At 71.4% G+C, this 25,730-nt stretch carries 26 protein-coding genes and 1 pseudogene; 18 read left to right on the forward strand and 9 right to left on the reverse strand.

What is annotated here, in order from left to right:
* Positions 1 to 663: a deoxynucleoside kinase gene (locus ABR738_RS03560; RefSeq protein WP_350228487.1), complete on the forward strand. Its 663-nt coding sequence runs from the start codon at positions 1 to 3 to the stop codon at positions 661 to 663.
* A gap of 10 nt (positions 664 to 673) precedes the next feature.
* Here ABR738_RS03560 and ABR738_RS03565 read toward each other — a convergent pair whose 3' ends face one another.
* Positions 674 to 1,342: a DUF4097 family beta strand repeat-containing protein gene (locus ABR738_RS03565; RefSeq protein ID WP_350228488.1), complete on the reverse strand. Its 669-nt coding sequence runs from the start codon at positions 1,340 to 1,342 to the stop codon at positions 674 to 676.
* Between the two features lie 375 nt (positions 1,343 to 1,717).
* On the opposite strand from ABR738_RS03565, the gene ABR738_RS03570 reads away from it, so the two are divergent.
* Positions 1,718 to 1,885: an SflA family class IV lanthipeptide gene (locus tag ABR738_RS03570; RefSeq protein ID WP_350228489.1), complete on the forward strand. Its 168-nt coding sequence runs from the start codon at positions 1,718 to 1,720 to the stop codon at positions 1,883 to 1,885.
* A 97-nt stretch (positions 1,886 to 1,982) separates the two neighbouring features.
* On the forward strand, positions 1,983 to 4,613 hold the full coding sequence (lanL, locus tag ABR738_RS03575; protein WP_350228490.1) for a class IV lanthionine synthetase LanL: 2,631 nt from the start codon (positions 1,983 to 1,985) through the stop codon (positions 4,611 to 4,613).
* A 24-nt stretch (positions 4,614 to 4,637) separates the two neighbouring features.
* Here the strand turns inward: lanL and ABR738_RS03580 are convergent.
* Positions 4,638 to 5,042: pseudogene (locus ABR738_RS03580) on the reverse strand (hypothetical protein); the annotation flags it as partial.
* Between the two features lie 209 nt (positions 5,043 to 5,251).
* On the opposite strand from ABR738_RS03580, the gene ABR738_RS03585 reads away from it, so the two are divergent.
* The 4 genes from ABR738_RS03585 (at position 5,252) to ABR738_RS03600 (ending at position 8,991) form a co-directional block, all read left to right on the forward strand.
* On the forward strand, positions 5,252 to 6,196 hold the full coding sequence (locus ABR738_RS03585; RefSeq protein ID WP_350228491.1) for an ATP-binding cassette domain-containing protein: 945 nt from the start codon (positions 5,252 to 5,254) through the stop codon (positions 6,194 to 6,196).
* On the forward strand, positions 6,193 to 7,008 hold the full coding sequence (locus tag ABR738_RS03590; RefSeq protein ID WP_350228492.1) for an ABC transporter permease: 816 nt from the start codon (positions 6,193 to 6,195) through the stop codon (positions 7,006 to 7,008). Before ABR738_RS03585 ends, ABR738_RS03590 begins: the two co-directional genes overlap by 4 nt.
* 94 nt (positions 7,009 to 7,102) lie before the next feature.
* Positions 7,103 to 8,332, forward strand: a complete 1,230-nt coding sequence (locus ABR738_RS03595; protein WP_350228493.1) for a sensor histidine kinase — start codon at positions 7,103 to 7,105, stop codon at positions 8,330 to 8,332.
* On the forward strand, positions 8,329 to 8,991 hold the full coding sequence (locus ABR738_RS03600) for a response regulator (protein WP_350228494.1): 663 nt from the start codon (positions 8,329 to 8,331) through the stop codon (positions 8,989 to 8,991). The genes ABR738_RS03595 and ABR738_RS03600 overlap by 4 nt, the downstream gene beginning before the upstream one ends.
* 45 nt (positions 8,992 to 9,036) lie before the next feature.
* Here ABR738_RS03600 and ABR738_RS03605 read toward each other — a convergent pair whose 3' ends face one another.
* From ABR738_RS03605 to ABR738_RS03615, 3 genes are all read right to left on the reverse strand, one after another.
* Complete coding sequence (locus ABR738_RS03605) at positions 9,037 to 9,495, reverse strand: DoxX family protein (protein ID WP_350228495.1); 459 nt, start codon at positions 9,493 to 9,495, stop codon at positions 9,037 to 9,039.
* 245 nt (positions 9,496 to 9,740) lie between these two features.
* Positions 9,741 to 10,163 (reverse strand): DUF3592 domain-containing protein, encoded by a 423-nt coding sequence (locus tag ABR738_RS03610; protein WP_350228496.1) that lies wholly within the window; start codon positions 10,161 to 10,163, stop codon positions 9,741 to 9,743.
* A gap of 154 nt (positions 10,164 to 10,317) precedes the next feature.
* A complete protein-coding gene (locus ABR738_RS03615) occupies positions 10,318 to 10,770 on the reverse strand; it encodes an ATP-binding protein (RefSeq protein WP_350234410.1) in 453 nt (150 codons plus the stop codon).
* A 192-nt stretch (positions 10,771 to 10,962) separates the two neighbouring features.
* On the opposite strand from ABR738_RS03615, the gene ABR738_RS03620 reads away from it, so the two are divergent.
* From ABR738_RS03620 to ABR738_RS03645, 6 genes are all read left to right on the forward strand, one after another.
* Positions 10,963 to 11,343, forward strand: coding sequence for an STAS domain-containing protein (locus tag ABR738_RS03620; RefSeq protein ID WP_350228497.1), 381 nt, complete (start codon positions 10,963 to 10,965; stop codon positions 11,341 to 11,343).
* A gap of 164 nt (positions 11,344 to 11,507) precedes the next feature.
* The gene (locus ABR738_RS03625) at positions 11,508 to 11,945 is read left to right on the forward strand and encodes a hypothetical protein (protein ID WP_350228498.1); all 438 of its coding nucleotides are present in this window, start codon (positions 11,508 to 11,510) and stop codon (positions 11,943 to 11,945) included.
* Positions 11,946 to 12,074: 129 nt separating this feature from the next.
* On the forward strand, positions 12,075 to 12,893 hold the full coding sequence (locus ABR738_RS03630) for a DUF998 domain-containing protein (RefSeq protein WP_350228499.1): 819 nt from the start codon (positions 12,075 to 12,077) through the stop codon (positions 12,891 to 12,893).
* 343 nt (positions 12,894 to 13,236) lie between these two features.
* Positions 13,237 to 14,196 carry an ABC transporter ATP-binding protein gene (locus ABR738_RS03635; protein ID WP_350228500.1) on the forward strand — a complete coding sequence of 320 codons (960 nt, stop codon included), beginning with the start codon at positions 13,237 to 13,239 and terminating at the stop codon, positions 14,194 to 14,196.
* Positions 14,193 to 15,596, forward strand: coding sequence for an ABC transporter permease (locus ABR738_RS03640; RefSeq protein ID WP_350228501.1), 1,404 nt, complete (start codon positions 14,193 to 14,195; stop codon positions 15,594 to 15,596). The genes ABR738_RS03635 and ABR738_RS03640 overlap by 4 nt, the downstream gene beginning before the upstream one ends.
* A gap of 27 nt (positions 15,597 to 15,623) precedes the next feature.
* Positions 15,624 to 18,377, forward strand: coding sequence for an alkaline phosphatase family protein (locus ABR738_RS03645; protein ID WP_350228502.1), 2,754 nt, complete (start codon positions 15,624 to 15,626; stop codon positions 18,375 to 18,377).
* A 61-nt stretch (positions 18,378 to 18,438) separates the two neighbouring features.
* Here the strand turns inward: ABR738_RS03645 and ABR738_RS03650 are convergent, their stop codons facing one another.
* Together ABR738_RS03650 and ABR738_RS03655 are read right to left on the reverse strand one after the other, a co-directional pair.
* The gene (locus ABR738_RS03650) at positions 18,439 to 18,675 is read right to left on the reverse strand and encodes a chaplin (protein WP_350228503.1); all 237 of its coding nucleotides are present in this window, start codon (positions 18,673 to 18,675) and stop codon (positions 18,439 to 18,441) included.
* Positions 18,676 to 18,815: 140 nt separating this feature from the next.
* The gene (locus ABR738_RS03655; protein ID WP_350228504.1) at positions 18,816 to 19,127 is read right to left on the reverse strand and encodes a hypothetical protein; all 312 of its coding nucleotides are present in this window, start codon (positions 19,125 to 19,127) and stop codon (positions 18,816 to 18,818) included.
* Between the two features lie 197 nt (positions 19,128 to 19,324).
* Between ABR738_RS03655 and ABR738_RS03660 the strand changes: the two genes are divergently transcribed.
* Positions 19,325 to 19,519 (forward strand): hypothetical protein, encoded by a 195-nt coding sequence (locus tag ABR738_RS03660; protein WP_350228505.1) that lies wholly within the window; start codon positions 19,325 to 19,327, stop codon positions 19,517 to 19,519.
* Between the two features lie 256 nt (positions 19,520 to 19,775).
* Positions 19,776 to 20,765, forward strand: a complete 990-nt coding sequence (locus tag ABR738_RS03665) for a PI-PLC domain-containing protein (protein ID WP_350228506.1) — start codon at positions 19,776 to 19,778, stop codon at positions 20,763 to 20,765.
* Positions 20,766 to 20,839: 74 nt separating this feature from the next.
* On the opposite strand, the gene ABR738_RS03670 is transcribed toward ABR738_RS03665, so the two are convergent.
* Positions 20,840 to 21,949, reverse strand: a complete 1,110-nt coding sequence (locus ABR738_RS03670; protein ID WP_350228507.1) for a carboxylate-amine ligase — start codon at positions 21,947 to 21,949, stop codon at positions 20,840 to 20,842.
* Positions 21,950 to 22,160: 211 nt separating this feature from the next.
* On the opposite strand from ABR738_RS03670, the gene ABR738_RS03675 reads away from it, so the two are divergent.
* The 3 genes from ABR738_RS03675 (at position 22,161) to ABR738_RS03685 (ending at position 25,447) form a co-directional block, all read left to right on the forward strand.
* A complete protein-coding gene (locus ABR738_RS03675; protein WP_350228508.1) occupies positions 22,161 to 23,003 on the forward strand; it encodes a helix-turn-helix transcriptional regulator in 843 nt (280 codons plus the stop codon).
* Between the two features lie 249 nt (positions 23,004 to 23,252).
* Entirely contained in the window at positions 23,253 to 24,194 is a 942-nt protein-coding gene (locus tag ABR738_RS03680; protein WP_350228509.1) for a RimK family alpha-L-glutamate ligase, read from the forward strand.
* Positions 24,191 to 25,447 carry an MFS transporter gene (locus ABR738_RS03685; protein ID WP_350228510.1) on the forward strand — a complete coding sequence of 419 codons (1,257 nt, stop codon included), beginning with the start codon at positions 24,191 to 24,193 and terminating at the stop codon, positions 25,445 to 25,447. The genes ABR738_RS03680 and ABR738_RS03685 overlap by 4 nt, the downstream gene beginning before the upstream one ends.
* Positions 25,448 to 25,523: 76 nt before the next feature.
* Here ABR738_RS03685 and ABR738_RS03690 read toward each other — a convergent pair whose 3' ends face one another.
* On the reverse strand, positions 25,524 to 25,715 hold the full coding sequence (locus ABR738_RS03690; protein ID WP_350228511.1) for a thiomuracin/GE37468 family thiazolyl RiPP peptide: 192 nt from the start codon (positions 25,713 to 25,715) through the stop codon (positions 25,524 to 25,526).
* Positions 25,716 to 25,730 lie beyond the last annotated feature (15 nt).

Below are 25,730 nucleotides of genomic sequence, written 5' to 3' on the forward strand. Positions count from 1 at the left end.
ATGCCGGTGATCTGCGTCGGAGGCATGATCGGGATCGGCAAGACGAGCGTGGCCGAACTGCTCGCCGAGGAGCTGGGCAGCGACGTCTTCTACGAGAGCGTCGACGACAACCCGATTCTGCCGCTGTTCTACACGGCGACTCCCGAGGAGATCCAGGCCAAGCGTTACCCCTTCCTGCTCCAGCTCTACTTCCTCCAGACGCGCTTCGCGTCGATCAAGCAGGCGTACAAGCAGGCCGACAACGTCCTTGACCGGTCCATCTACGAGGACTGGTACTTCGCCAAGGTCAATCACGACCTGGGCCGCATCAGCTCCCTGGAGATGCGGGTGTACGAGGGCCTGCTCGAGGAGATGATGCGCGAGATCGAGGAGCTGCCCTACCGCAAGGCGCCCGACCTCATGGTCTACCTCACTGCGGACTTCGACACGGTGCTGCACCGGATCGGCCTGCGCGGCCGCGACTTCGAGCAGGACGAAGCCCTTGTCGAGTACTACCGGGTCCTGTGGTCGGGTTACGACGACTGGGTGCACCGGCACTACTCGGCCAGCGACGTCCTCGTCATCGACATGAACCGCACCGATGTGGTGGGCAGCCCCGAGGACGCGGCCCGGGTGGTACGCGAGGTCAGGGCCGCCCTGGCGGCCGGCCCGGCGGGGCGCTGAGCGCCCCCGCTCACAGGCCGCGCGCGGTGATGTCCCCGTACGAGGTCGTCGCGTGGATACGCAGGCCGGCCTCGGCGCCCTCGGTGTTGCGGAGCGCGTTGTGGACGCGGCCGTACGACGTCCCCGCGTCCAGGGTGGCCGAGGCGCCGGGGGCCGTGCCCACGGTGATCGCCCCGTAGGCGGTGTGCAGGGTGAGGGTGCCGCGGGTGGCCTCGTCGATGTGGATGTCGCCCGCCGACACCGTGATGCGCGCGTCGCCGGCGAGGCGGCCGACCCGGACGTCGCCCGCGTGGACGCTCAGCCGCAGACTCGCGGCCTCCTCGATCCGGGCGGCGCCGTGGGCCCCGTCGAAGGTGACATCGCCAAGGGGACCGGACGTGTGAAACTCGGCGGCGCCCGCCTTGGCCGCGACCTCCGAGCCGCCCGGGAGCCGGACGGACACGTCCAGTGCGCCCGAGGCACCGAAGTACTGGTTCTTCGCCGGGGCGACGATCCGCAGCACCCCGTCCTCGAAGGCGACCGAGGTCTGCTGCGCTGCCTTCACGTCACGGCTCCTGGACGCGTCCGCGGGCTTGATGTCGACGCTGACGTCGGCCTGGTCGGTGGCGCTCACCCGTACCCGTCCTGCCGGGATGTCGAGGACGGCGGTGACGGGGGCGGTGGCGGCGAACGTCTGCATGGTGTGCTCCTGCGTCTCGTGGTCCTGCGCGGCGGGTGGCTTGTCCGCCGCGTTCTGTGGCAGATCATGCGCGGTACGGGTTTCAGCCCGGCTTCACCACGGATTCAGCCCGCTTCACCACGGATCCAGTCGGGTTCGGTGGGCCCCGCTCGGCCCCTGTCGCATTTTCCGCGGGCATTTTTGTCGACGGCCTTCAGTTCTCGCGGCGGCTCCGCTGTAGTGGCCCCTACGGGCCGACGGCTCGCGCGCACGTCGGCGGCCGGTGCGCCGGCCGCCGCGCGGACGCGGCACGTGACCAGTTGTTCGTGACCACCTGTTCGTCACGGCTTGTTCGTCACCACCTGTTCATCCACCGAAGAGGCAGGAAGGAACGCCATGAGTCCCAGCCCCAGCCCCGTGGAGCTCCAGATCCGCGAAGCGGGTCCGCTCGACTTGGAGGAGCAGTTCATCGAGTTCGAGGACGATGTGGATCCCGGGCGTCGCGTCGAGGCCTGCATGGTCGACCCGTGGCCCACGGCCACCACCCGGGTGGCCTGCGACTGAGCCCACCCCGGCGGCCCCGGTCATCCGGCCGGGGCCGCGCGCACGGGCTCGGCACAGGCGGGGGGGCCAGGATCGCGGGACGTGGAACGGGGAGCGCATGAGGGCGGCCCGGCACGACGACGCACGGGACACCGACGACGTGGAGGACATCGACGATAAACAGGACTCCACGCAGGACACGGACGACGCGGCCGCGCTGCGGCGCCGCCTCGAAGCGCTGCTCGGCGGAGCCCGACGGCGGCTCGCCGCAGACGAGTTGTGGCTCTACCTGATGGATCCGGCCATGCCCGCGTACGAGCACGGCTGGAAGCTCCGCGTCTCCACCCGGCCCGAAGAGCTCATGGAGACCATGGGCCTGATCGTGCCGGTCCTGCTGCGCCACACCTGCGACGCCAAGTTCGCGCTCAGCCCCTCGGTTCTTCGGGACCTCAACAGCGGCGAACGCCATCCCCACCTGGTTGGCAAGGCGGTCACCGTCTATCCGCGCGCGGAGGACTTCGTGACCATCGCGCATGAACTGGCCGGCATCCTCGACGGACGCACCGGCCCCCGCGTGCTCAGCGACCGCCGCGTGCGGGAGGGGGCGCCGGTCCACTACCGGTACGGGCCCTTCAGAGCGGCTGGGAGCACCCTCGTCATGATCGGCCCCAACGGGCGCGCCTTCACGGGCCGCGCGGGTGCCCGCTACCGACAACCGCCGTGGGCCGACGACCCGTTCGGCCGCCCGGCCCCTGCCGTGGTCCCGGCCACGAGCCCTCTGGTCGGCGGCCGTTTCCGGGTCACCAGGGGCATCGCCCGGTCACCACGCGGAGACGTCCTGCGGGGATTGGACACGACGACCGGTGAACCCGTGGTCATCAAGCAGGCCAGGGCCCACATGGCGCAGGACGAGCGGGGGCTGGACGCTCGGGGCCGACTGCGCCACGAGCACCGGGTGCTGGCGGCACTGGCCGGCACCGCCGGCGTACCGCGCGTCGTCGGCCATCTGCGGCACGGCGAGGACGAGTACCTGGTCATGACCGACTGCGGCCCCGCGGACTTGCGCCGGGACATCCTCAGCCACGGCCCCTACGCGGCCCGCGGCGACGGCGGTGGCCGCCAAGTGGCCGCCCTGACACGCCAGTTGCTGGCGATCCTGGCCGCGATCCACAACCGTTCCGTGGTGGTCCGCGATCTCAAACCGGACAATGTGGTGCTGGGTTTCGACGGCACGGCGCATCTCGTCGACTTCGGCATCAGCGCCCTCGGCGGCTCCCGCCCGGCCGGTGCGACACGCGGCTACTCCCTGCCCGTGTACCGCCCCGACGCCGAACCCGACCCGGCCGACGACTTCTACGCGCTGGGCGCCACCCTGCACTTCGCGCTCACCGGGATGGATCCGGTCGCCCTCGACCCCGACCGCGCCGTCAACCGCGAGCGGACCCTGGCGTGCCTGACCGCGGCCGCGCCCGGCGCCGCCCTGCGCCCGCTGCGCCTGTTGGTCGCCGGCCTGATGAGCTTCGATCCGGCCGAACGCGCCGCAGCCGCACGGCGGTTCGCGGCAGGGCTGCCCGCCCTCCCCGGCAGGCGCGGGACACCGTCCCCTGTCCGTCCCTCCCCGGCCCTCCTGGACGAGGTGATCGGCCACACCGTCGCCGCGAGTGTCGCCGCCGTGCCCGGTCTGTGGGGCAGGCCCGGCGCGGATTACCCGGGCTCCTCGCTCACCCTGTACGCGGGCGCGGCCGGCGTCGGCCTCGAACTGCTCCAGCACCTGGACCGGCCCGGCGTTGTGGAGGCCGTCGCCGAACTGGCCCGCGCCACCGCACGCCATGCCGAACTGCCGCGCCTGAACGCGGCGTTGTACACGGGCCGGACCGGCGTCGATGTGTTCCTCGGCGCGGCCGCCCGAGCCGTCGGGTCCCTGCCGCGCGAACCGCTCGGGCCACCGGACCCGCCGGACGACACCGGTGACCAGATCGGCGGCCGGGCCGGAACCGGCACGGGTCATTTGGTGCTGGCGGCGCAGGCCGCCGCCGACGGGCGCGACCCCGACGCAGGCCGCCACCTGGCGATCGCGTCCGACTGCGCCGCCGCACTCCTTGCCGGAGGAGCGGACGCGGTCCCCCACCTCGTACGGCCCGCCGCGTCGTCGGACGCGGCGTACGAACTCGGCTTCGCCCACGGCGCCGCGGGCATCGCGCACTTCCTCTACGGCTGTCAACGGGCCACCGCCGGCCAAACCGTGCGCGCCGCCGCCCTGGGGTCCCTCGACGCCCTGGCCGCCCGCGTGCCCGGCCTGGTGAGCGCGGCCGAACGCCCCGAGGCCAGCCGCCGGTACGGCTCCTGGTGCCGGGGGCTGGCCGGCATCGCGGCGCTGTTGATCGAGGCGGGCGCCGGCGAACAGGACGCGAGGCTGCTCGGCCTCGGGCTGCGCGCCGCCCGGGTCTGTCACCGGATCGCTCCCCGGATGAGCCTGGTGTCGCAGTGCTGTGGCCTGTCCGGCGTCGGCGACGTCCTGGTCGACGCCGCGCTCGCCACGGGCGACGACGCGTACTGGGCCGGAGCGAAGGACATCGCCTCACTGATCCTGGCGCGCAGCGGCGGAACCGTACGCCGGCCGCTGTTCCCCGACCGCACCCTCACCGGAACCGACGTGGCCTGGGCGACCGGCGGCGCGGGCGTGCTCACGTTCCTGCGCAGGCTGCGCGACCGGGGCGGCGCCCGGCTGTGGGACCCCGCCGGCCCCTGACCCGCCGCGCCCGCGAGGCGGTACCGCACGGGGCACCACGACGACTTGTACGTCGTCCTCGTAGACGACCCGGCCGGGGTCGGTGGAGCGCAGTGCCACGCATTCGACGCCGTGCGCCGCCAGGATCTCCAGATAGCCCGGGACCAGAGCCAGGAGACGGGTCGCCGACGGCTTGAACCAGGCAGCGGCTCCCGGGTTGATCGCGTCGTCGTAGACGGCGGGGTCGACGGTCGAGGGATCGGTGTACGCGGCGTCGTACCAGCTGTTGGCGCGGCGGCGGAAGGCCTCCTCCTCGTCCGAGAGGCCGCCCGCCCGCGCCAAGTTGTTGACGAGGCCGAACACCCCGGTGAAGTGGCCTCGGCCGTTGCGGTGAGGGGATTGGAAGCGTACGTGGGGGACGGCCTCGCCGTCGCCGTCGGTCTTCTCCATCGGTCCATCTTCCCCCGGACCTTCGCGTGCCGCGGTCGAGCCGGGGGCCGGGGGCGTACATCACCGGGTGTAGGGGCGTTCAACCCCCGGGTGCAGACCGGGCGCCACGATGTCGGTCCCTGGAGCGTCGTGGGGCCGGGCCTCACGGACCTAGCGTGAACAGCGTCCGTTCCGGACCCCCGATGGCCCTTTTCGCAAGGACGCTCTTCATGATCGAAGCCCATTCCCTCACCAAACGCTATGGCGAGCGCACCGCCGTGGCGGACCTCAGCTTCACCGTGCGCCCCGGCGTCGTCACCGGATTCCTCGGGCCCAACGGCGCGGGCAAATCCACCACGATGCGGATGCTCCTCGGCCTCGACGCGCCCACCTCGGGCCACGCGGTCGTGAACGGCAAGCGCTATGCCGAGCACCGGGCGCCGCTGCACGAGGTGGGGGCGATGCTGGAGGCACGGGCGATCCACACCGGTCGCAGTGCCTACAACCACCTCCTGGCGCTGGCCGCGACCACCGGCATCCCGGCCCGGCGGGTGAACGAGGTGATCGATCTGGTGGGTCTGCGCGCCGTCGCGAAGAAGCGGGTGGGCGGGTTCTCCCTCGGCATGGGACAGCGGCTCGGCATCGCCAGCGCCCTGCTCGGCGACCCGGCCACGGTGATCCTCGACGAGCCGGTCAACGGCCTCGACCCCGAGGGCATCCTGTGGATACGCAATCTGCTCAAGGGGCTCGCCGCCGAGGGCCGTACGGTCCTGGTGTCCTCGCACCTGATGTCCGAAATGGCGCTCACCGCCGAGCACTTGATCGTGATCGGCCGTGGCCGGCTGATCGCGGACACATCGGTGGCCGAGTTCACGGCGCGCGCCGCGGGAGACGTGGTGCGGGTGCGGACCCAGGAGTGGGAGAAGCTGCGCAAGCTGCTCGCGGGTCCCGACGTCACGATCACGGCGCGGGAGCCGGGGGTCCTCGAAGTGAGCGGTCTCAGCAGTGAGCGGATCGGGCACGTCGCGGCCGGCCAGGCCATCGCGCTGGCCGAGCTCACGCCGCAGCAGGCCTCGCTCGAAGAGGCGTTCATGGAGCTGACCAAGGACTCCGTGGAGTACCAGGCTCCGGTGGCCGAGCTGGTCGCCGCGGGCAGCGAAGGAAGTGCGGCATGACGACGGCGTCCATCATTCCCGCCGCGGAGCGCGGCGAGGTCAGTCAGATCCGGGTGATCCACTCCGAGTGGATCAAACTGCGCTCGCTGCGCTCCACTCTTTTCACGTTGCTCGCCGCCGTGCTCGCGATGATCGGCCTCGGCCTGCTGTTCAGCTACTTCACGGCCGACCGGTGGTCGCATCTGCCCGCCGACGAGAAGGCCCACTTCGATCCGACGATGGTCAGCCTTCGCGGCTTCTTCCTGGCGCAGCTGGCCGTCGGCGTCCTCGGTGTCCTCGTGGTCAGCGGCGAGTACGCGACCGGCATGATCCGCGCCTCCCTGTCCGCGGTGCCCCGCCGGCTGCCCGTCCTGTGGGCCAAGGCGCTGGTGTACGGGGTGGTGGCGTGGGCTCTGATGACGATCGCCTCGCTCGTCGCCTTCCTCGCCGGCCAGGCCGTGCTGTCCGGGCACCACCTGGGTACGTCGCTCGGCTCGCCCGGCGTGCTGCGGGCGGTCCTGGGGGCCGGGCTCTATCTGACGGTCGTGGGGCTGCTCGGCGTGGCCTTCGGCGCGCTGATCCGCAACACGGCCGGCGGCATCGCCACGGTCTTCGGCGTCCTGCTCGTCCTGCCCGTACTCGCCGAGGCCCTGCCGTCCTCGTGGTTCCAGAGCATCGACCCGTATCTGCCGAGCACCGCGGGGCAGGGTCTCATCCACCTCCACCAGGAGCCGCATACCCTGGCCCCATGGACCGGGTTCGCATTCTTCTGCCTGTACGCGCTGATCGCGCTGGCCGGGGCGGGAGTGGCGCTCAAGCGACGGGACGCCTGATGAGGCCGGCGGCGACCGGTCGCGCGCACGGCGTGAGGGGTTCGACGCCAAGGCGCCCGGGCGTCGCCGGTCCTTCGTCGGCCTGGGTGGGGCCATGACGTCGGCCCGCGTGGTTCTGGTGCGGCAGCGGACGCGGTCGTGGCGCGCCCTCGCGACGCGCGCCCCGCTCCGGGTCCGCGACAGGCTCTCACCGCTCGCGGTGGACGCGTTGTTCGCCGCCGGGGTCTTCCTGACGCTCACCGGCATGGCACGGCATACGCTGCACGATCACCCCTGGACGATCGTGGGCTTCACGGCTTCGATGGTGCTGCCGCTCGTGTGGCGCCGACGGGCGCCGTTCGCGGTGTTCTCCACGATGGCGGGCGTCGCGTTCGTCCAGTGGCTCGCCGGTCTGCGGCTGCCCGCCGACATCGCGCTGCTCATCGGCCTCTACACGGTCGCGGCGCACGCGAGCAAGCGGCGCACCCGGCTGGCGATCGGCGTGCTGGAGGGCGGGGTGCTGCTCGCCGTCGTCCGCTGGGCGCCCGAGGACAGGGTGGCGCAGGCCTTCATCGGACTCTCCGCGATGGCCGTGGCCGCCGCCGTCATCGGCAGCAACATGCGCGGTCGGCGCGCCGAGATGGCCCTCCTCGCGGAACGGGCCCAGCGCCTGGAGCACGAGCGCGACCAGCAGGCCCAGCTCGCCGTCGCCGGGGAGCGCTCGCGGATCGCGCGTGAGATGCACGACATCGTCACGCACAATCTGTCGGTGATGGTGGCGTTGGCCGACGGCGCGGTCTTCGCCCAGGACCGCGCCCCCGAACGGGCCACCGCGGCCATGCGCCAGGTCTCCACGACGGGGCGCCAGGCCATCACCGACATGCGGCGGTTCCTCGGCGTGCTGCGGGACGACGAGCCGGACGCCCTGCGGCATCCCATGCCGGCCGTCGCGCAGCTGGAATCCCTGGCCGAGCAGGTGCGCGCCGCAGGCCTTCCCACCCGCCTCGAAGTGGACGGGGACCCCTCGGCCGCGACCGCCGCCGCACAGCTGACCGTCTACCGTCTGGTGCAGGAAGCCCTCACCAACACGCTCAAGCACACACCCGCCGGCACCAGCGCCGTCGTACGCGTCGGCTGCCGCCCCGAACGGATCACCGTCGACGTCACCGACGACGGTCCCCCCACCGAGTTTCCCCGCATCGGCACGACCGGGCACGGTCTGCACGGGATGCGGGAGCGGGCGGCCGCCTACGGCGGCACGTTCACGGCGGGTCCGCTGTCCGGCGGCGGCTGGCGGGTCCGCGCGGTGCTCGCCCTCAACGGAAGTGAAACGCAGCCGGCATGACCATTCGTGTCCTTCTCGTCGACGACGAGCCCCTGCTCCGCATGGCTTTCACCATGGTGCTTGACGCCCAGGCCGACATGGAGCCGGTCGGCGAGGCGGGCGACGGCGCGGAGGCCGCCCGGCTCGCCCGTGAGCTGCGGCCCGATGTCGTGCTGATGGACGTCCGGATGCCCGGCACCGACGGCATCGAGGCGACCGAGCGCATCGTTCGCGAGTCGCCGGAGTCGAAGGTCCTCATCCTGACGACGTTCGACCTCGACGAGTACGCCTTCGCCGGGCTCCGGGCCGGCGCCTCGGGTTTTCTGCTCAAGAACGCGCTCCCGGTGGAACTGCTCGCCGCCATCCGCTCCGTGGCGGCCGGCGACGCGGTCGTCGCGCCGCGCGTCACACGGCTGCTCCTGGAGAACTTCGCCCACCAGCTGCCGGGCGGCTCCGGCCGCGGCGAGGACGACCGGTTGGGCAGGCTCACGGCCCGCGAACGCGAGGTCCTGACGGAGGTGGGCCGCGGCCTGTCCAACACGGAGATCGCCGCCGCGCTCTGTCTGGCCGAGGCAACGGTGAAGACCCATCTGAACCGCATCCTGGTCAAGCTGGAACTGCGCGACCGGGTCCAGGCGGTGGTCTTCGCCTATGAGACGCGGCTCGTGCGACCGGGGTGACGGGCCCCGTCCACAGTCCGGGACCGGGACAGCGGGGGGCGAGCGCTACGACGTGGGCACCGAGACCACACCTTCGTCCGCCGGGCTCGACACGCCTCTTCTGAGGACCGTCTCCACCGCGTAGGCACCCGGGCCAAGGCACGCGATCAGCAGAAACGTGAAGCAGAACAGGACGGCCGGCTCACCCCCGTTGTCGATGGGGAGCAGCGCGTTGGCCTGGTGGACGCTGAAGTAGGCGTAGGCCATGGACCCGGAGGAGACGACGGCGGCGGTCCGGGTGAACAGGCCGAGGGCCACCAGGGACCCGCCCACCAGCTCGATGGCGGCGGCCCACCATCCCGGCCATTGGAGAAGGGGTACCGTGCCGCCGCCGTGGGCGCCGCCCAGGACGCCGAACAACGACGAAGCGCCATGACAGGCGAAGAGAAAACCGGTCACCACGCGGAACACGGTCTGCGCCAAGGGGCGCGCGGCGCCTAACGCGTGTGCGGGCGAGAAGTTCATGGGGGGTTCTCCTCAGGTCCGGGGAAACCTGACGGCGGAGCCAGATTTCCGACGTGTTCACGACACGCCAGGTGTAACGCAGGACCCTTGGGCCGTACCAGCCGACGGGAGCTCTGAGTTTCCTCAGAAAACCCCCAACTGCCGTACGCCCGCGCCGCGTTCCGCATCCGCTCCACCTCGCCCGCCCGGACCCCGCCCGCACGGACCCCGCCGACCCGGATCCCGCCGACTCGGACCGACCCCGCTCAGAGGGTGAGGAACAGGACCGGGCCAAGCAGCAGCGTCCCTGTGGTGAGCACCGAGCCCACCACCGTGAACACCACCCAGATCGTCGACGAGTCCCATCCCTTGACCTCGAACCGGCGGGGCTTGTCCGCGTCGTACACCACCGCGACAGCGGAGCCGACGGAGAAGCCGGGCAGGACCGTCGAGCGTCCGAGCACCGAGGAGTGCCTGCACTCGCGGCCGTCACGGTCCGTCCAGGCCACGACCAGATGGTGCGACTTGCCGCCCTCTTCGTCCCGCCTCATGTCGTGCCCGACGATCCGCCCCCGCGCGGTGACACCGGAGCGGCGCAGCGCGGCGGTGCGCCGCAGTCCGTACACACCGGCACTGAGAAATCCCCCACCCACCACGAGGGGTATGAACGCGAACAGCCATCCGTACATCACGCCCTGTCCGACGCGCGGATGGCGGCATTGGTTGCCCTCACGGCCCACTCGTCAGCCACCCCACGCCACCCCATGACCAGCCCCGTTACGAGGCGGCCTTCGCCCGGGCGTCGGCCACAGGCGTCCAACGGCTCCCGCCCGCGTCAGACGGCTACGAGACCCCGGCGCCCCGGGCGCGGCCCGCGCCGTCGACGCCCTCGCTCAGGGCGACGCGTGCGATGACGCGCTTGCCGAGCGGATCCTCGCGCACCTCGAAACTCTGCGCCACGGACACCACGATCTCCAGGCCGTGCTGTCCCACACGTCCGGCGTCCGTGGCGCGGGCGACCGGGAACACCGGGTCGGAGTCGCGCACCACGACTTCCACCACCCCGCCCCCGATCCGCACGTCCATCAGGACCGGCCCGGGAGCGTACTTGAGGGCGTTGGTGACCAACTCGCTCACGATCAGACACGTGAGGTCCACGGCGCGCGGCGGGATCGGCTCGCCATGCTCCCCGTGGGCCGACGCGAGGAATCGTGCGGCCGCGTGGCGGGCCTCGGCGATGCACGGTCCGTCCCCCCGCAACGCCACGCTGAGCCGTGGGAAACACTCGTCCGGCATCTCGCGGGGCTCATCCACCCGGTCTGCTTCCCGTACGGCCATGATTCGTTCCCCCTCCGCAACTCCCTTCGCATACCCGCGCGTCCAGAATCGACGCACCTGCCCCGGTGTCGCATTCGCCACACGCTCGTAACGTCCCGGCCCGCCGGGCCGCACTACGCCCAGAGGCTGACATGTGCCAGGATCCTCGGCATGGCTGAGACAGAGACGACGAGCCCGGCACACGCTGAGCAGCAGCCCGAGCAGCTGGCGGTCGTGGCTACCGACGCGGGCGGCATCCGGGTGCTCACCGTGGCCGGCGAGATCGATTACCACACCGGTGACACGCTCCACCGGGCCCTGGGCACCACCGGAGCGGGAGACGCCCGCGTCGTCCTGGACCTGCACCAGGTCACGTTCATGGACTCCAGCGGGATCAACATCCTCATCACCGCTCACCACGCCCTCACCGAAGCGGGCGGCTGGCTGCGCCTGGCCGCGCCCGCCGAAGCGGTCCTGCGCACCATCAGCCTCGTCGGCGTCGACACCTTCATCGACTGCTGCCCCACTCTGGAAAAAGCCCTCAGCTACTGACCTGGTAGTGGCCTGGCCGCTGCCTGGCGTTTCCCCAAGTCGCGCGGGAGGGGCGGGTACGACCGCGCGCTCTGGGCACACGAGTCCCATGCACGGACAACACGCGCGCCCCGCGAGCCCCCTGTTCGGCCCGGCGCCGGCGGCCGGCACCACGCCGGCCGGACATGGCGGCCCCAAGCATTCCCGCCCGCACCGCCGCACCGGGCGGCTGCGACGCCGGATCCTCGCCTACCAGGCCATCGACTTCCAGTCCACGCATCTCCCGGAGACCGTCGGGCCCCGGCGAGGAATGCCTGCTTTTCGTCCACTTCCGTCAGGTCGTCGGCCAGATCCGCTACCGGTTCTGCGAGTCCTGCGCCCACGGCATGATCACCGACGTCGTCATCGACGAGCGCTTCCACGACACCGGCCTCGGCACCCGGGCGCTGTCCCATCTGTCCTCGCGCCACCCCGGCGCCGTCTGGAGCAGCGCCTCCCGCACATGGAGCACGGGCGGCACACGGGATCTCCTGCACCGCATGCGCGTCCCCGCGACCGCCGCCGACACGCCGTGCTCTCATATCCACGCGCCGTTGTCCCACCCGGCGCACACCACCGCCTGACGACCCGCCCCATTCGTCCGCCTCCCCCAATACGTGTACGTCAGCCGGATTCCGAACGGCGAAGGTGCCTGCCCGGGTATGCCTCAAGAGCCCACAGGCTCGGGCTCCCCCACAGGAGGTACACGGCAGATGAGTGAGAGCGGCACGCTGGGTGCCTCGGGAGTGGCCGGTGCCGGTATGTCCGCGTGGAGACGTGAGGGGCGCGGACACCGGGTCCGGCGCCGACTGGCCGCCGTGCTCCTGGCTTTGGCCGCGGTGCTGTACAACGACTGGCTGCTGCAATTCTGGGTGCGCACGGGGCTCGATCAGCGCGACTCGTACGTCAGTGAGGCCTTCGCTGCGGACCAGCCGCACCGTGTGCTGTTCAGCGTGGTGGAACTGGCCACGGCAGCCTTGTTGGTGGCGGCGGTGGGACTGGTGATGGCGGAGCTCTCGTGGGGGTGGGCGGCCGCCGGATGGGGGGCGCTCGGAGTGTTCGGAGCGTGCTCGGCGGCGGACGTGGCCCTGCCGATGCGGTGCGCGCCCTCGCTGGAGACGGACTGCCCGGTGGACAGCGTGGCGCACACGGTGACCAGCGGTCTGGTACATCTGGCCGTGTTCGTCTCCATGGCGGCCTTCGTTCTCGCGGCCCGGTCGGGCTCCCCCGGCGTGCGCGGGACCGGGCGGTGGGCCCTGCGGCTGCTCCCGGTGTCGGTGGTCGCCGCGGTCCTCTCCGCAGGTCCCTACGTCGGCCGTCCGGGCGGCCAAGGACTCGCCCAGCGCGTGCACCTGATCACGGTGGGCCTGTGGTTCGGGTTGCTGGCGGCCACGCTGCTCAGGCAGCGCACGCAGGCCGACGGCGCACAACCGACCGAGGGCGGACATGCTTGTCCGGCCAGGTCCTCCGACACGGCTGACGGCGGACGCGGCCACGGTGGCTCTGCGCCCGGCCGGCGCTCACCTGGCTGACCCGGAGAAGGCAGAGAAGTCGGCAATCCCGGGGAGGGGAGCCCGTAGCCCGGCCCGAACGGCCGTGCACACGCTGCCTGTCGGACGAAACTCGCATGCCCTCGGCGGCTGCGGCGCCACGACGGTGGTGTCCAGATCGTGCTCACAGCGGGGAGCCCGCACCAACTGCGTTCTCGGTGACCGCCGTTGGGCATTGTCCTGATCCGGTCCCCTTCGGACCGTTGCGTGCGCGAGGACTTGCCAAGCCCTTGACGATCCGTTCCCTGGGCGTTAAACCGGCCGCCCACGTCCTCGCAGCGTGCTGTCCCTAGGTTTCCCCGGGGGCTTGGGGAATGAAGGGAACATGGACACACTCCGCGCGGTCCGCGCCTGTGGGATCACCAAATACTTCGGCGACGTCGTCGCACTCGACGGCGTCGATCTGGAGGTGACGCAGGGACAGATCCACGGCTTGGCCGGGCCGAACGGCGCGGGCAAGACGACGCTGCTCGGTCTCCTGCTCGGCCTGGCCGTCGCCGACAGCGGGAGCCTTCACATCCTCGGTACGCCGCTCACGCGGACGCTCAGTGCCCCCGACGGCGTGGCCGGCTTCGTGGACGGCCCCGGCCTCTACCCCGCACTCACCGCACGGCAGAACCTCGCCGCGCTTGCCGCCCTGCGCACACGTGGCGGCCGCGCCGCGGGGAGCGGGGCGAGGATCGACGACGTACTCGACCAGGTCGGTCTCACCGCCGTCGCCGACGAGCGCGCCCGGGGCTTCTCGCTCGGGATGCGCCAGCGCCTCGGGCTCGCGGCCGCCCTGCTCACCGGGCCCCGCCTCCTCGTCCTGGACGAACCCTCCAACGGACTCGATCCGGCCGGCAAGCAGCACGTGCACGCGGTCCTGACCCGGCTCGCCCAGGCCGGGACGAGCATCGTGCTCTCCAGCCACCGCATGGACGACCTCGAGGCCCTGTGCTCCGAGGTCACCATCCTCGCCACCGGACGCGTCGTCTTCTCGGGCCCGCTGCGCGAACTGGCCGCCGAGAACCGCGCATTGCGCTACCGGCTGCGGACCGGGGACCCTCGAGCGGCCCGCCGGACGGCCGCCGAAACGACCGGGATCCGGCTTCTGGACGACGCCGGCGCACGGCAGGATGCCGAGGTCGTCGTCGTGGACGCGGACGTGGCCGCACTCGACGAACTCGTCGTCGGCCTCGTGCGGTCGGGCATCGCGGTGCGCGAACTCACGCCCGTGATGTCGCCGCTGGAGGCCGCCTTCATCGCCCTCACCGACCAGCAGCAGGAGGCGACCCCCCGATGACAGCGCCCGTGGCCGATACCGACGCCGGGACCGGCCCGGACGCCGACGCCCGGACCGGCGTCGGCGACCGCTCCCGTCCCCCCGCCGTCCATCGCGTTTCCGTCTGGCGGATCTACCGCTTCGAGCTGGTCAAGCTGATGGCGCAGTGGCGGGTCCGGCTGCTTGTCCTGGCCTGCTGGCTCGCGCCGGGCCTCTTCGTGGCCGGGGTGAGCGCACAGAGCACACTCCCCTCCGACACGCTCTTCGGCCGCTGGACGCACGCCACGGGCTGGGCCGGACCGTTGGTGATCCTCGGCTTCGCGGGCACCTGGGCGCTCCCGCTGCTCACGTCCCTGGTCGCCGGCGACGTGTTCGCCGCCGAGGACCGGCTCGGGACGTGGCGCCATCTGCTCGTCGCGGTGCGCTCGCCCCGGCGGCTCTTCGCGGCGAAGTCCCTGGCCGGGCTGAGCGTCGTCGTGCTGCTGGTGGCCGGTCTCGCGTGCTCAAGCGTGGCCGGTGGCCTGGTGTCGGTCGGCAACCGGGCGCTGGTCGGCCTCGACGGCCATGTGCTGAGCCCGCGTGACGCCGCCGTCAGGGTCCTGCTCGCCTGGGTGTGCGCCCTGGCCCCCACCCTGGCGCTCGCCGCGATCGGACTGCTCGGGTCGGTCGCGCTCGGCCGGTCCCCCACCGGGCTTCTGCTGCCCGCGCTCGTGGCGCTCGCGATGCAAGTCGCGCAGATGCTGCCGCTGCCCGTCGCCGTACGCCTCGCGCTGCCCGGTTACGCGTTCATCGCCTGGAACGGCCTGTTCACCGACCCCGGGCAGCTCGGCCCGCTCCTCATCGCGAGCCTTGTCGCTCTGGTGTGGGCCGTGCTCGCGACCGCGCTGGCCCATCTGCTGTTCACGCGGCGGGACTTCACCAACCCGGCCTACGACGGCGCCGGGCGGCGCGCCGTCACCATCGGACTGCTTCCACTCGCCGCCCTGACCGCCCTCACCGTCGCCCTGATCGGCGCGGCGACCCCGGCCACGGGCTCCGGAATCAGCCAGGCCAAGATCGAGAAGTCGCTGGCCACCGCCTTCGGGCAGCTGTACCGCCTCCAGACCGGGCAGTTGAACCGTCCGGCCGTCACCGTGGCGCAGCTGCGTACCACGGCGGCGTGCGTCAAGAGCGACGGCCGGGGCGCCCAGGAGGGCGCGGGCAACGACTGGCGGTGCGTGGTGACCTGGCACCTGCCCGGCGCCGCGGTCGCGGGGACGGCCGTCTATCAGCTCGACGTCACGTCGGACGGCCGGTTCGTCGCCGACGGCGACGGTCCCAAGGAGGTCAACGGCTATTTCCTGGTGCGGACTTCGTACGGGGACGCGCCCAATCCGCTGTGGCAGTTCGACGGCATCGTCGACCTGCTCCGCACCCACTGACACGACACCCACCGAAGGGACAGTTCCGTGCAGGTAACTCGCCGGCGTCGGACCACTGAGCAGGACCGGATCACCTTCCTCGGCAGACGCATCGGCCGGCGCACCACGCTCGTGACGGCGTCCATCGCGGTCGCCCTCGGGGTCACGGGCACCGCCGTCGCCTCGACGTACCAGTTCGGCACCCAACGAGTCGGCCAGGTCACCCCCAGGGGCCAGGTCATCTCCAGCGACCAGTACATCGCCCCCTACGGCACCCGCACCGTCCTGGACGACGGCAAGATCATGTCGTCCTCCCTCAGCCCCGAAGGCGCCCACCTCGCGGCCTCGCTCACCGACGGCGACGCCGCCCTGGTGATCATGGACCTCAGGACCGGCCAGGTGAAGCAGCGCGTCGGCACCAGCGCGGCGGACGGTCTGCGCATCAAGAGCAACGCGGTCGGCCAGGAGGGCCCGACGTACTCCCCCGACGGCAAGCAGCTGTGGCTGGGCCAGAGCGAGGGTTACACCAAGTTCACCGTGGGCCAGGACGGCACCTTGTCCGACCCGGTGGCCGTCTCGATCCCGGCCGTCGGTTCCCAGCACGCGCTGGTGGGCGCGGCGGTCTTCTCGGCCGACGGCGCCACGGTGTACGGCGCGGTCAACGGCCAGAACCGGGTCGTCGCCATCGACGCGGCGACCGGCACCATCTCGCACACCTGGACCGTGGGCAACGCTCCCCGTGGCATCGCCCTGGTCGGTGACAAGCTGTACGTCAGCAACGAGGGCGGGCGCCCGGCCAGGGCCGGTGACACCACGATCAACTCCTACGGCACCCAGGTGCCGGCCGATCCGGCCACCGGCGCCACCACCACCGGCACGGTCAGCGTCATCAGCGTGCAGAACCCGTCCGCGGCCGTCGGCAGCATCGGCGTGGGGCTGCATCCGACGTCGGTGTACGCCAAGAACGGCGCGGTGTTCGTCACCAACACCGCCGACAACAGCGTGTCCGTCATCGACTCCCGCAAGGACAAGGTCGTCCAGACCATCGCCACCCGGCCGTGGCCCGAGGCGTCGGTCGGCTACGAGCCCAACGCCGTGACGCTCACCGACGACGGCCGCCTCCTGGTGACGCTCGGCCGCGCCGACGCGGTCGCCGTCTACCGCTACAACTCGCCCCAGCAGCCAGCGAGTTACATCGGTCTGCTGCCGACCGACTACTTCCCCGCGGAGATCGCCGCCGTCGGCAAGAAGGTGTTCGTCTCCCACACCCGTGGCATCGACGCCCGTCGCCCCGACAGCGCGGGCCACGCCACCCACGACACCACGTCGAGCCTCACGCAGTTCACGCTGCCCGCCGACAACGTCATCAGGGCCCAGACGAAGAAGGTCTTCCAGCAGAACGGGTGGACCCCGGGCTCGGTCGCCTCGGCCGGGGGCAGGAGTCACGCGCGGCCGGTGCCGGTGCCTGCGCGGCTCGGCGACCCCTCGACGATCAAGCACGTCTTCCTGATCGTCAAGGAGAACCGGACCTACGACCAGGTGCTGGGCGATCTGCCGCAGGGCAACGGCGACCCCGCGCTCACCCAGTTCGGCACGAACGTGACGCCGAACCAGCACGCTCTGGCCCAGCAGTTCGGGCTGTACGACAACTTCTACGACATCGGTACGAACTCGGCCGAGGGCCACAACTGGCTGATGCAGTCGGACAACCCCGAGTACACGGAGTCCTCGGCCGGCGAGTACACCCGCAGCTACGACACCGAGGACGACGCGCTGGGCCACCAGAAGTCCGGGTTCATCTGGACGGGCGCGCAGGCGGCGGGCAAGTCCGTCAAGGACTTCGGTGAGTTCCAGTCCCTGGAGAGCAAGCCGTCCGGCGCGACGTGGCAGAACCTGTACTGCGACTCCAAGACCATGGCCGCCACGGGCCGGCCGACCGCCTACCCCATCAAGACCGGCTCGGCGATCCCCTCGCTCAACAAGGTGTCGGTGCCGGGCTTCCCGCTGTTCGACCTCGGCGTCCCCGACATCTACAAGAACGAGATCTGGAAGCAGGACTTCGAGAAGAACGGTCCGGCGAACCTGAACATGTTCTGGTTCTCCAACGACCACACGGGCGGCCCGGCCAGCCCGGCCGCCGAGGTGGCGGACAACGATCTCGCGGTCGGCCGGATGGTCGACGAGATCTCGCACAGCAAGTACTGGAAGGACTCGGCGATCTTCGTCGTCGAGGACGACTCCCAGGCGGGCCTCGACCACGTCGACGGCCACCGCGCTCCGGTCCAGGTCATCAGCCCGTGGGCCGCGCACGGCGCGGTCGACCACCACTACTACTCGCAGATCACGATGATCCGCACCATCGAGCAGATCCTCGGGATCCACCCGATGAACCAGAAGGACAGCGCGGCCACCCCGATGGCGGGGGCGTTCACGCGTAAGCCGGACAACACGCCGTTCACGGCCGTGCCCAACCGGACCTCGCTGACCCTCGGTGTGAGCCCCCAGCCCTCCTGCGGCACGGACACCCCCGCGCCCCAGGACACCGCCGCGGCGCCCGCGCCGACGGCGGTGAAGGTACCGGCGGCCGAGCGGCAGCTCGCGGCGCGGTGGCAGGACTGGGCGTCGCACCAGCGGCTGACCGGCTCGAAGGCCGTGCCCGACTTCGCCAACCCCGCGCAGATGAACCGCTACACCTGGTACCAGACCCACGACTGGACCACCCCCTACCCGGGCGACCCCGAGCTCTACGCGCCCCATGACGTCCCGGGTGGCTTCCTGCCCTCGCCCGAGAACGACGGCTGAGACACCGACGGGCCGCCTCCACACGGGAGGCGGCCCGTCCTTCAGCACCGCGACAGCGCGCTCAGCCGTTGATGCAGGTATTGCCGAAAGCCGGGTTGCCCGCTGCGGCAGCGCCCACCGAGTTGCCGCAGATGTTGGCCTGGATGTGGACCGGGATCTGGACCACGTTGCCCGACAGGACACCCGGCGAGCCCACGGCGACACCCTCGGCGTGCGAGTCGGCCATGGCCGTACCGGCGCCGCCGAGTGTCGCGCCGGCCACCAGGCAGGCCGTCACGGCAAGCGTGCGGATCTTCATATGTGATCTCCCATCAGTAGACGATGTGACCACTCATCCCACAGCAGGCAGTGGGCCATGCCTGCCATTGACCCATCCGGGGGCGAGGCTCAGCCGGAGCCGCCACCCCTCCGAGCGCCCATGACCCGCCGTCGCCTCCGTCACCGCGGGGCGGCCATCGCGCACAGGACGAGCGTCCCGACGCCGAAGATCACCAGGTGCGTCGTCAGGGTCCGCCACAGCCGCAATCCTCCGGCGAGTGCGCACCCGATCAGGAGGATCCAGAGCGCCACATGGGCCACCTCAGCCCGCTCCTCGGACTGCTGGACCAGGTCCTGCGGGCTGGGCGCGCCGAAGGACAGCCCGCTCATGGCCATGCCGTAGCCCAGCATGCCCAGGACCACCACACCGAGGAGTGCGCCCATCACGGCGCAGGGAATGTCCGCCTCCCGGCGGGAACGCGTTGTACTCATCCGCCGATCCTTACGGGGCGGGCCGGGACCGGCATGAGTATCCGTACTCAAGTAGCCGCCCGGCCAGGACACTTGGCCTGACCCGACTCATGGCGGTAGGGCCACCCTCGTCCGGTATGCCGCTTGCGCACGGGACAAGGCCCTGATTGCCTGGGCTGTCCGAGGATCGCGGCGGCGGGTGCGTGGAGGTGGGGAACATGGTGGCTCTGATTCTGGTGGGCGCCCTGGTGCTCGTGGTCGGCGGGTGCGTGTGCGTGGTGTGGTCGACGCGTGGGGGGCCGCGCTGGGTACGCGCCGTGGCCGCCGTGACGCTCGCGGTGGGTGACATGACGCGGGGCGCGGGCAAGAAGCGCCGTCGGAGCCTGAACCGGAATCCCAGCGGCGAGGGCTGAGCGGACGGCCCGGCGGCGCCCGCCACCGAGCGCAACACCGCTCCCCGCACGGGAGTTGACCTGCTCCGTCGTACGCGGCTCCGACCGGTTCACGACGCCACCCACAACTGCCTTTCGGCCAAAGCGCGTTGGTGGGGCAATCAGGCAGCTTCGCCGAGCAACTAGCAGAGCACGTGACTCATCTAGCCGCCTGGCCAGGCACCCTCGGTGCCGGTTGGCCCAGGACACTTACACCGTCGTACGAAGGAGTACGTTCTTGACCCCCCAACTGCGAAGGAGCGCCGGCCTGCGGGGGCTGCTTGCGCTGCTGACGGCGCTGTGCGCGCTCATCGGCGCCACCGCGCTCGGCACGACAACGGCAGCCGCGGCCGACCAGCGGCAGGCCATCTACGCCATCGCACACCGCGTCGACACGGTCGACGGTGTGGACGCCGCGCTCAAGCACGGCGCCAACGGCATCGAGATCGACGTCTGCGCGTGGTGGAACCCGAACGAATGGCGTGCCTGGCACGACTGTTCCTCGGCCGGTGACAACCGGCGCGGCCCCAGCTTCGACAGCATGATCGACCGCATCGTCTCCAACGCCAAGGCGGGCCGGCGGCTGTCGCTGGTCTGGCTGGACATCAAGGATCCCAACTACTGCGGCGAGGCACCCAACCGCACCTGTAGCGTGGCCGGGCTGCGTGACAAGGCCCAGCGCCTGACGGCCGCCGGAATCCAGGTGCTGTACGGGTTCTACGAGTACCACGGCGGCGGCACTCCGGACGTCGGCGGCCGGGGCTGGCAGAGCCTGGAGGGCAAGCTCGGCCCGCTGGAGGGCATCACGACGACCGGCACGCGTGATCAGGTCATGGGCGCGTTCAACCGGTCCGGTTCCGGGTTCCCCGACGGCCGCCGGGTGATGGACTACGGCGACACCGACATCACCAACGGGTTCGGCAACTGCACGGAGCCCGACCGGAAGACCTGCGCGGAACTGAAGAAGGGCGCCGGAGAACGCTCGGCCAAGCGGCTCGCGGCAACGTTGTCGTGGACGGCCACGTACAACGACCCCTGGTACGTGGACAAGCTGCTCGGCGACGCCCGGGTGGACGGGATCATCGCGGGTTACGGCGCCTTCACGGGTGTGCGTGAGTACGACGACAGCTGGCAGTGCGCCAACGCCATCAAGCTCATCCGCGACTGGGTGGGCAAGCACAGCTCCACCCACCGCATGGCCACCAGCGCCGACCGCCTCTTCAGGTAGCCGGCCCGGCCCGGGCCCGGATCGTCCCGGGCCGGCCGCGCGGCCGCCGCCCGGACACGCGGGCGGCGGCCTTGTCAGTCGCCGTCCTCCCCCGTGCCCAGCGCGGTTTCCCGCGTGATGAAGTCGATGAGGGCCGGCATACCGCCATGCACCAGGACGTCACGCTGACGATCGGCGCCGGTGCCTTCCCGCAGGAGGCGGTGGATGAGCGGTTCGACGTGCCGGGTGTCGCCGTGTTCCTCCAGGGCCCGGGTGATGTGTTCGGCCAGCCGGTACAGGACGTCACCCGCGGCGTGGGGGCGGCCCTCGGTGTCCAGGAGTGTGGAGCTGAGCCCGTAACGCGCGGCGTGCCACATGGCGGCCTGGAGGAGTTCGGGCTGGCACTGGGGCTCGGGGGCGGCGTCCTTGTGTTCGCGCAGCGCGGTCGTGGCGAGGGCGCGGACGATTCCGGCGAGCATGACGGCGTCGTCCACGCGCAGCTGCACATCCATGCAGCGCACTTCGAGGGTCGGATAGCGCTCGGAGAGCCGGGCCTGCCAGTACAGCTGACCGGTGTCGGAGATGGTCTCCGACGCGATCAGCGCGTCGATGCGCTGATCGTAGTCGGCGTGGTCGGCGAAGCGCGGCGGCGGGCCGCTGACCGGCCACCGGCCGAATACGGGGGTGCGCCAGCTCGCGAACGCGGTGTCGTGGCCCTCCCAGAACGGTGAGTTCGCCGACATCGCGAGCAGCGTGGGCAGCCACAGCCGGATGCGGTTCAAGACGGCCACGCCCGTCTCGCGGTCCGGCATCCCGACGTGCACGTGCATGCCGTTGATCAGCAGGTCCTCGGCCAGCCGGCCGCCCTGGTCGTGCAGCCGCAGATAGCGGCGCTCCCCCGTGATGGGAACCCGCGTTCCGGCCAGGGGGGCGGCCGCCGTCGCGGCGAGCCGGCCACCGGCGCGCTCGGCGGCGGTGCTGAGCGCGTGCCGCAGTCGCAGCAGGTGACCGGCCACCTCCGTCAGCTCCTCGCACACGGGAGTGGCGACCTCCACCTGCGCCTGCAAAAGCTCCGGCTGGACCTCCCCCTCCTCGGCCAGCTCCCCGAGCCCGGCGGACCGGCGCACCTCCTCGGACAGCGGAACGGGATGCCCGGTGGCCGGATCGAGCAGCAGGTACTCCTCTTCGACCCCAATAGTGATCATGAAATGTGTTTACCCGCCTTCGGCTCTCGCCTACCGGGTCAATTCCGAAGTCCGGCCGACGGGGGCCCGTGCGCCGGCCCGGTGCGGTGGCCGGTCCCGTTCGCTGCCGCCGGTCACGAGCCTCGGCGGTCCCGGGGCGCGGACCAGGGCGGGTCCTGGCCGGGTGGGACACACCCAGGTACGAACAGCGCGGCCCGCATAGCCTGACTCGATGGCCCGTAACGATCTCGGAGATTTCCTGCGTGCCCACCGCGCCCGTCTGCGTCCTGACGACGTCGGGCTCGCCTCCGACGGGGCGCGCCGGGTGGCGGGGCTGCGCCGTGAGGAAGTCGCCGTGCTCGCCGGCATGAACAGCGACTATTACGCCCGCCTGGAACAGGGCCGTGAACGCGGCCCCTCGCCACAGATCCTGGAGGCCATCAGCGGCGCGCTGCGGTTGGACGACGAAGCGCGGGAGCATCTGTTCCGGCTGGCCGGCGCCGCGCCGGAGGGTGAACGGCCACAGCCGCGCGAGACGGTGAGCCACGCGCTGCGGCAGCTCTTGAGCGGGTTTCCCTGCGCCGCGGCGTTCGTCCTCAACCCGGCCAACGACTTCCTGACCACGAACGCGCTGGCGGACGCCCTCTTCTCACCGTTCGAGAACGTGGACAACCTGGCCCGCATGACCTTCCTCGACCCCGCGGCGCGGAGCTTCTTCGGCCAGTGGGAGCGCGCGGCGCGGGCGGTCGTCGCCGGACTGCGCCATGCCATGGGCGTGGACCCGAACTACCCTCGCCTGCGCGACGTCGTGGGTTCCCTGGCCGATCGGAGCGAGGAGTTCGCCGCCCTGTGGTCCTCGCACGCCGTGCACCGCAAGTCCCGTGACGGCAAGCACCTCGTCCACCCCGACGTCGGTCCCCTCGACCTCACCTATCAGACCTTCGACGTACGGGAGGCGCCGGGCCAGCACCTCGTGGTCTACCACGCCGAACCCGGCAGCCCCACCGCCCACGCTCTCACCCTGCTCGGCAGCCTCCACGCCACCCGTGATCAGGAGACCAGCGCGGAGCAGTGACATCCCCACCCTTCGGGCCCGACGGCACACACGGACCACGGACCACGGACCACGGACAGGAAACACGGCCACGTTCGGGCGAATTGACGGATTGTCCGTCCAGCGGATGGCACTGTGATCAGTCTGCCGACGGCAGGTGTACGGGCCTTCCTCATGGGGCCGCCGAGCGCCCGCCCGGGTGCCCGACACCGCGCACGCGTACGCGCCGTCCGGCAGGCAATGGCCACTGATGTCTTGAGGAGCACCTTGATGACCGTGACCGAAGCCCTGACGAACGACGTCCCCGAGAGCCGGACCTCCGCTCCCTTCTGGCTGCTCCTGGGAGGTGACCTCGACCAGGACCGGATCACCGCCGAACTCACGGACGGTTTCGAGCGTGTTCTGGGCGACCGCGGTGCGGTGGTGCGGACCAGTGATCTCGTACTGGGTGTGTGCGGCGGGCGTCTGACCCTGCACGACCTGCGGGGGGTCCCGCTCACGCCGCCCGAGCTCGTCTACGCCCGGCTGTCCACGCCCAAGCTCTCCACGGACCGGGAAATCACCCTGCTGCGGCACCTGGAGGGCATGGGCACCGCGCTGCTCAACCCGATCGACGCCGTACTCGCGTGTGTGAACAAGTTCTGGCACCTGCAACAACTCGCGGCGGCCGGCCTTCCCGTGCCCGACACCCACACGTACGTGGACGCGTCGATGACGGACGTGGTGCGGGCCGGGATCCCCGAGCCCTGCGTGGTGAAGTCGGTACGGGGCCATCGCGGACGACGTGTCTTCCTGGCCCCCGACCGGGCCATGCTGGACGACATCCAGGGCAGTCTGCGCGACGAAGTGCCCTACCTGTTCCAGAAGTACGTGCGCTACTCGCACGGCCGGGACCTGCGCGTCGTCGTGGTCGATGGGCAAGCCGTCGCGGCACAGGTGCGGGTGGCCGCCGACGGTGGCCTCAAATCGAACCTGGCCCTGGGCGGCACCTCCACCCCCTGCGCCGGCCTGCACCCCGCGGGGGAGGCGCTGGCGGTCGCCGCGGCGAAGGTGCTGGGACTCACGGTGGCCGGTGTGGACCTGCTGTTCGAGCCGGACGGCAGTTTCACGATCTGCGAGGTCAACGCCAATGTCGGATGGCGTCGGCATCTGGACCGGATCGTGCCCGCCATCGCCGCGGCCTGCGATGCGCGGCTGCGCGCCGGGAGGTGACCCGCGCCGTCGAGCCGATGCTCAGGTCGTTGCGGCACCGGGAGTTCAGACTGCTCTCGGTGGGCCAGCTCGCCTCCCACACCGGCACGTGGACGCAGAAGGTCGCCCAGTCCTGGCTGGTCCTGGATCTCTCCCACGGCGACGGCACGGCTCTCGGCGTCATCACGGCTCTGCAATTCCTGCCGCTCCTGCTCTTCGGCCCCTGGGGCGGAGTCCTCGCGGACCGCTGTTCGCAGCGCGGGATCCTGCTCGTGACCCAGTCGGTGCTGTGCCTGGTCGCCCTGCTGCCGGGGGTCCTGACCCTCATGCACGCGGTGACGCTGGGCACCGTCTACGCCCTGGCTCTCGCCATGGGTCTGACCATGGTCGCCGAGAAGCCCGCGTTGCAGTCCTTCATCGCCCACACCGTCCCCACCGCGGATCTTCCCAACGCGGTGGCGCTGGACACCGCGGTGTTCAACATCGCCCGGATCGCGGGGCCCGCCCTGACCGGGCCCGTGATCGGGCTCTTCGGTGTCGCCCCCGCGTTCTTCCTCAACTCCTTCTCCTACCTCGTCGTCATCGCGGCCCTGCTCCGCATGAAGTCCAAGGACCGGCCCTGCGCCGGGGTGCCGTCGGGCGGCCGGCGCCGCTCCAAGGGCCAGGTGCGGGAGTTGCTGCGCCATGTACGGGCCCGCTCCGAACTCGCGGGCCCTCTCGTGCTCGTCGGCGTGGTGGCCGGCTTCGGCATGAACTTCCAGATCACCACCGCCCTCATGGCGAGCCGCGTGTTCCACACCGCGCCCGTCGCCTTCGGACTCGGCTCCACGGCGTTCGCCGTCGGCGCGGTCACCGGATCGGTCGTGGCGGCCCGCCGGGGGCCGTGCGGGCCGGGTTATCTCACCGGCACGGCGTTCGGCTTCGGTGTGCTGGAGGTGGTCACCAGCACGATGCCGAGCCACGCGTCGTTCCTGGTCATGCTGGTGCCCACGGGCGCGGTGCTGATCCTCTTCATGACGGCGGCGAGGTCCGCGCTGCACCTGGGCACGGACGACGCCATGCGCGGCCGGGTCATGAGTCTGTACACCCTGGCCTCGCTCGGCACCACACCGCTCACCGCGCCGTTGATCGGCTGGATCTCCACCACCGCGCACCCCCGGGCCGGACTCGCGGTCGGCGGCCTCGCGTCGGCGCTTGCCGCCGCCTCCCTGGCCCTGCGCCGACAGTGGACACGGCACGCCTGGGCCGGTCCCTTTCTCCGTCCGGGTCCATGAACCGCACGGCGTGACGGCCGCACCCACGAAGACGCGCGTGCCGGGCCGATGGTACGGCCCGGCACGCGCTGCCCACTCAGGAACAGCTGCAGTTGCAGCAGTTCGGCGGCGGTGCGCAGCAGAAGGACGCACTCACCTCCGTCATGCCGTGGCCCGCCGTGAGCGACTGGCTGTGCTCGTCCCCGGCAAGCGCTTCCAGGTCGAGGTCAAGCGCGAGGTCGGCGACCGCGGCAGCGAGCGAGGGTGAGCCGTTGCTGTTCTCGTTCATCAAAGCCCTCCTTTC

The organism is Streptomyces sp. Edi4 (assembly GCF_040253615.1).
Taxonomy (GTDB): domain Bacteria; phylum Actinomycetota; class Actinomycetes; order Streptomycetales; family Streptomycetaceae; genus Streptomyces.

Coding starts and splice junctions, on each gene's coding strand:
- ABR738_RS03605 (WP_350228495.1), bottom strand. CDS start 9,495: ATGAACTTCTCGCCCGCACACGCGTTAGGCGCCGCGCGCCCCTTGGCG.
- ABR738_RS03560 (WP_350228487.1), top strand. CDS start 1: ATGCCGGTGATCTGCGTCGGAGGCATGATCGGGATCGGCAAGACGAGC.
- ABR738_RS03670 (WP_350228507.1), bottom strand. CDS start 21,949: ATGATCACTATTGGGGTCGAAGAGGAGTACCTGCTGCTCGATCCGGCC.
- ABR738_RS03640 (WP_350228501.1), top strand. CDS start 14,193: ATGACAGCGCCCGTGGCCGATACCGACGCCGGGACCGGCCCGGACGCC.
- ABR738_RS03690 (WP_350228511.1), bottom strand. CDS start 25,715: ATGAACGAGAACAGCAACGGCTCACCCTCGCTCGCTGCCGCGGTCGCC.
- ABR738_RS03655 (WP_350228504.1), bottom strand. CDS start 19,127: ATGAGTACAACGCGTTCCCGCCGGGAGGCGGACATTCCCTGCGCCGTG.
- ABR738_RS03585 (WP_350228491.1), top strand. CDS start 5,252: ATGATCGAAGCCCATTCCCTCACCAAACGCTATGGCGAGCGCACCGCC.
- ABR738_RS03650 (WP_350228503.1), bottom strand. CDS start 18,675: ATGAAGATCCGCACGCTTGCCGTGACGGCCTGCCTGGTGGCCGGCGCG.
- ABR738_RS03565 (WP_350228488.1), bottom strand. CDS start 1,342: ATGCAGACGTTCGCCGCCACCGCCCCCGTCACCGCCGTCCTCGACATC.
- ABR738_RS03635 (WP_350228500.1), top strand. CDS start 13,237: ATGGACACACTCCGCGCGGTCCGCGCCTGTGGGATCACCAAATACTTC.
- ABR738_RS03630 (WP_350228499.1), top strand. CDS start 12,075: ATGAGTGAGAGCGGCACGCTGGGTGCCTCGGGAGTGGCCGGTGCCGGT.
- ABR738_RS03625 (WP_350228498.1), top strand. CDS start 11,508: ATGGCGGCCCCAAGCATTCCCGCCCGCACCGCCGCACCGGGCGGCTGC.
- ABR738_RS03660 (WP_350228505.1), top strand. CDS start 19,325: ATGGTGGCTCTGATTCTGGTGGGCGCCCTGGTGCTCGTGGTCGGCGGG.
- ABR738_RS03595 (WP_350228493.1), top strand. CDS start 7,103: ATGACGTCGGCCCGCGTGGTTCTGGTGCGGCAGCGGACGCGGTCGTGG.
- ABR738_RS03610 (WP_350228496.1), bottom strand. CDS start 10,163: ATGTACGGATGGCTGTTCGCGTTCATACCCCTCGTGGTGGGTGGGGGA.
- ABR738_RS03570 (WP_350228489.1), top strand. CDS start 1,718: ATGAGTCCCAGCCCCAGCCCCGTGGAGCTCCAGATCCGCGAAGCGGGT.
- ABR738_RS03600 (WP_350228494.1), top strand. CDS start 8,329: ATGACCATTCGTGTCCTTCTCGTCGACGACGAGCCCCTGCTCCGCATG.
- ABR738_RS03675 (WP_350228508.1), top strand. CDS start 22,161: ATGGCCCGTAACGATCTCGGAGATTTCCTGCGTGCCCACCGCGCCCGT.
- ABR738_RS03620 (WP_350228497.1), top strand. CDS start 10,963: ATGGCTGAGACAGAGACGACGAGCCCGGCACACGCTGAGCAGCAGCCC.
- ABR738_RS03590 (WP_350228492.1), top strand. CDS start 6,193: ATGACGACGGCGTCCATCATTCCCGCCGCGGAGCGCGGCGAGGTCAGT.
- ABR738_RS03680 (WP_350228509.1), top strand. CDS start 23,253: ATGACCGTGACCGAAGCCCTGACGAACGACGTCCCCGAGAGCCGGACC.
- ABR738_RS03615 (WP_350234410.1), bottom strand. CDS start 10,770: ATGCCGGACGAGTGTTTCCCACGGCTCAGCGTGGCGTTGCGGGGGGAC.
- lanL (WP_350228490.1), top strand. CDS start 1,983: ATGAGGGCGGCCCGGCACGACGACGCACGGGACACCGACGACGTGGAG.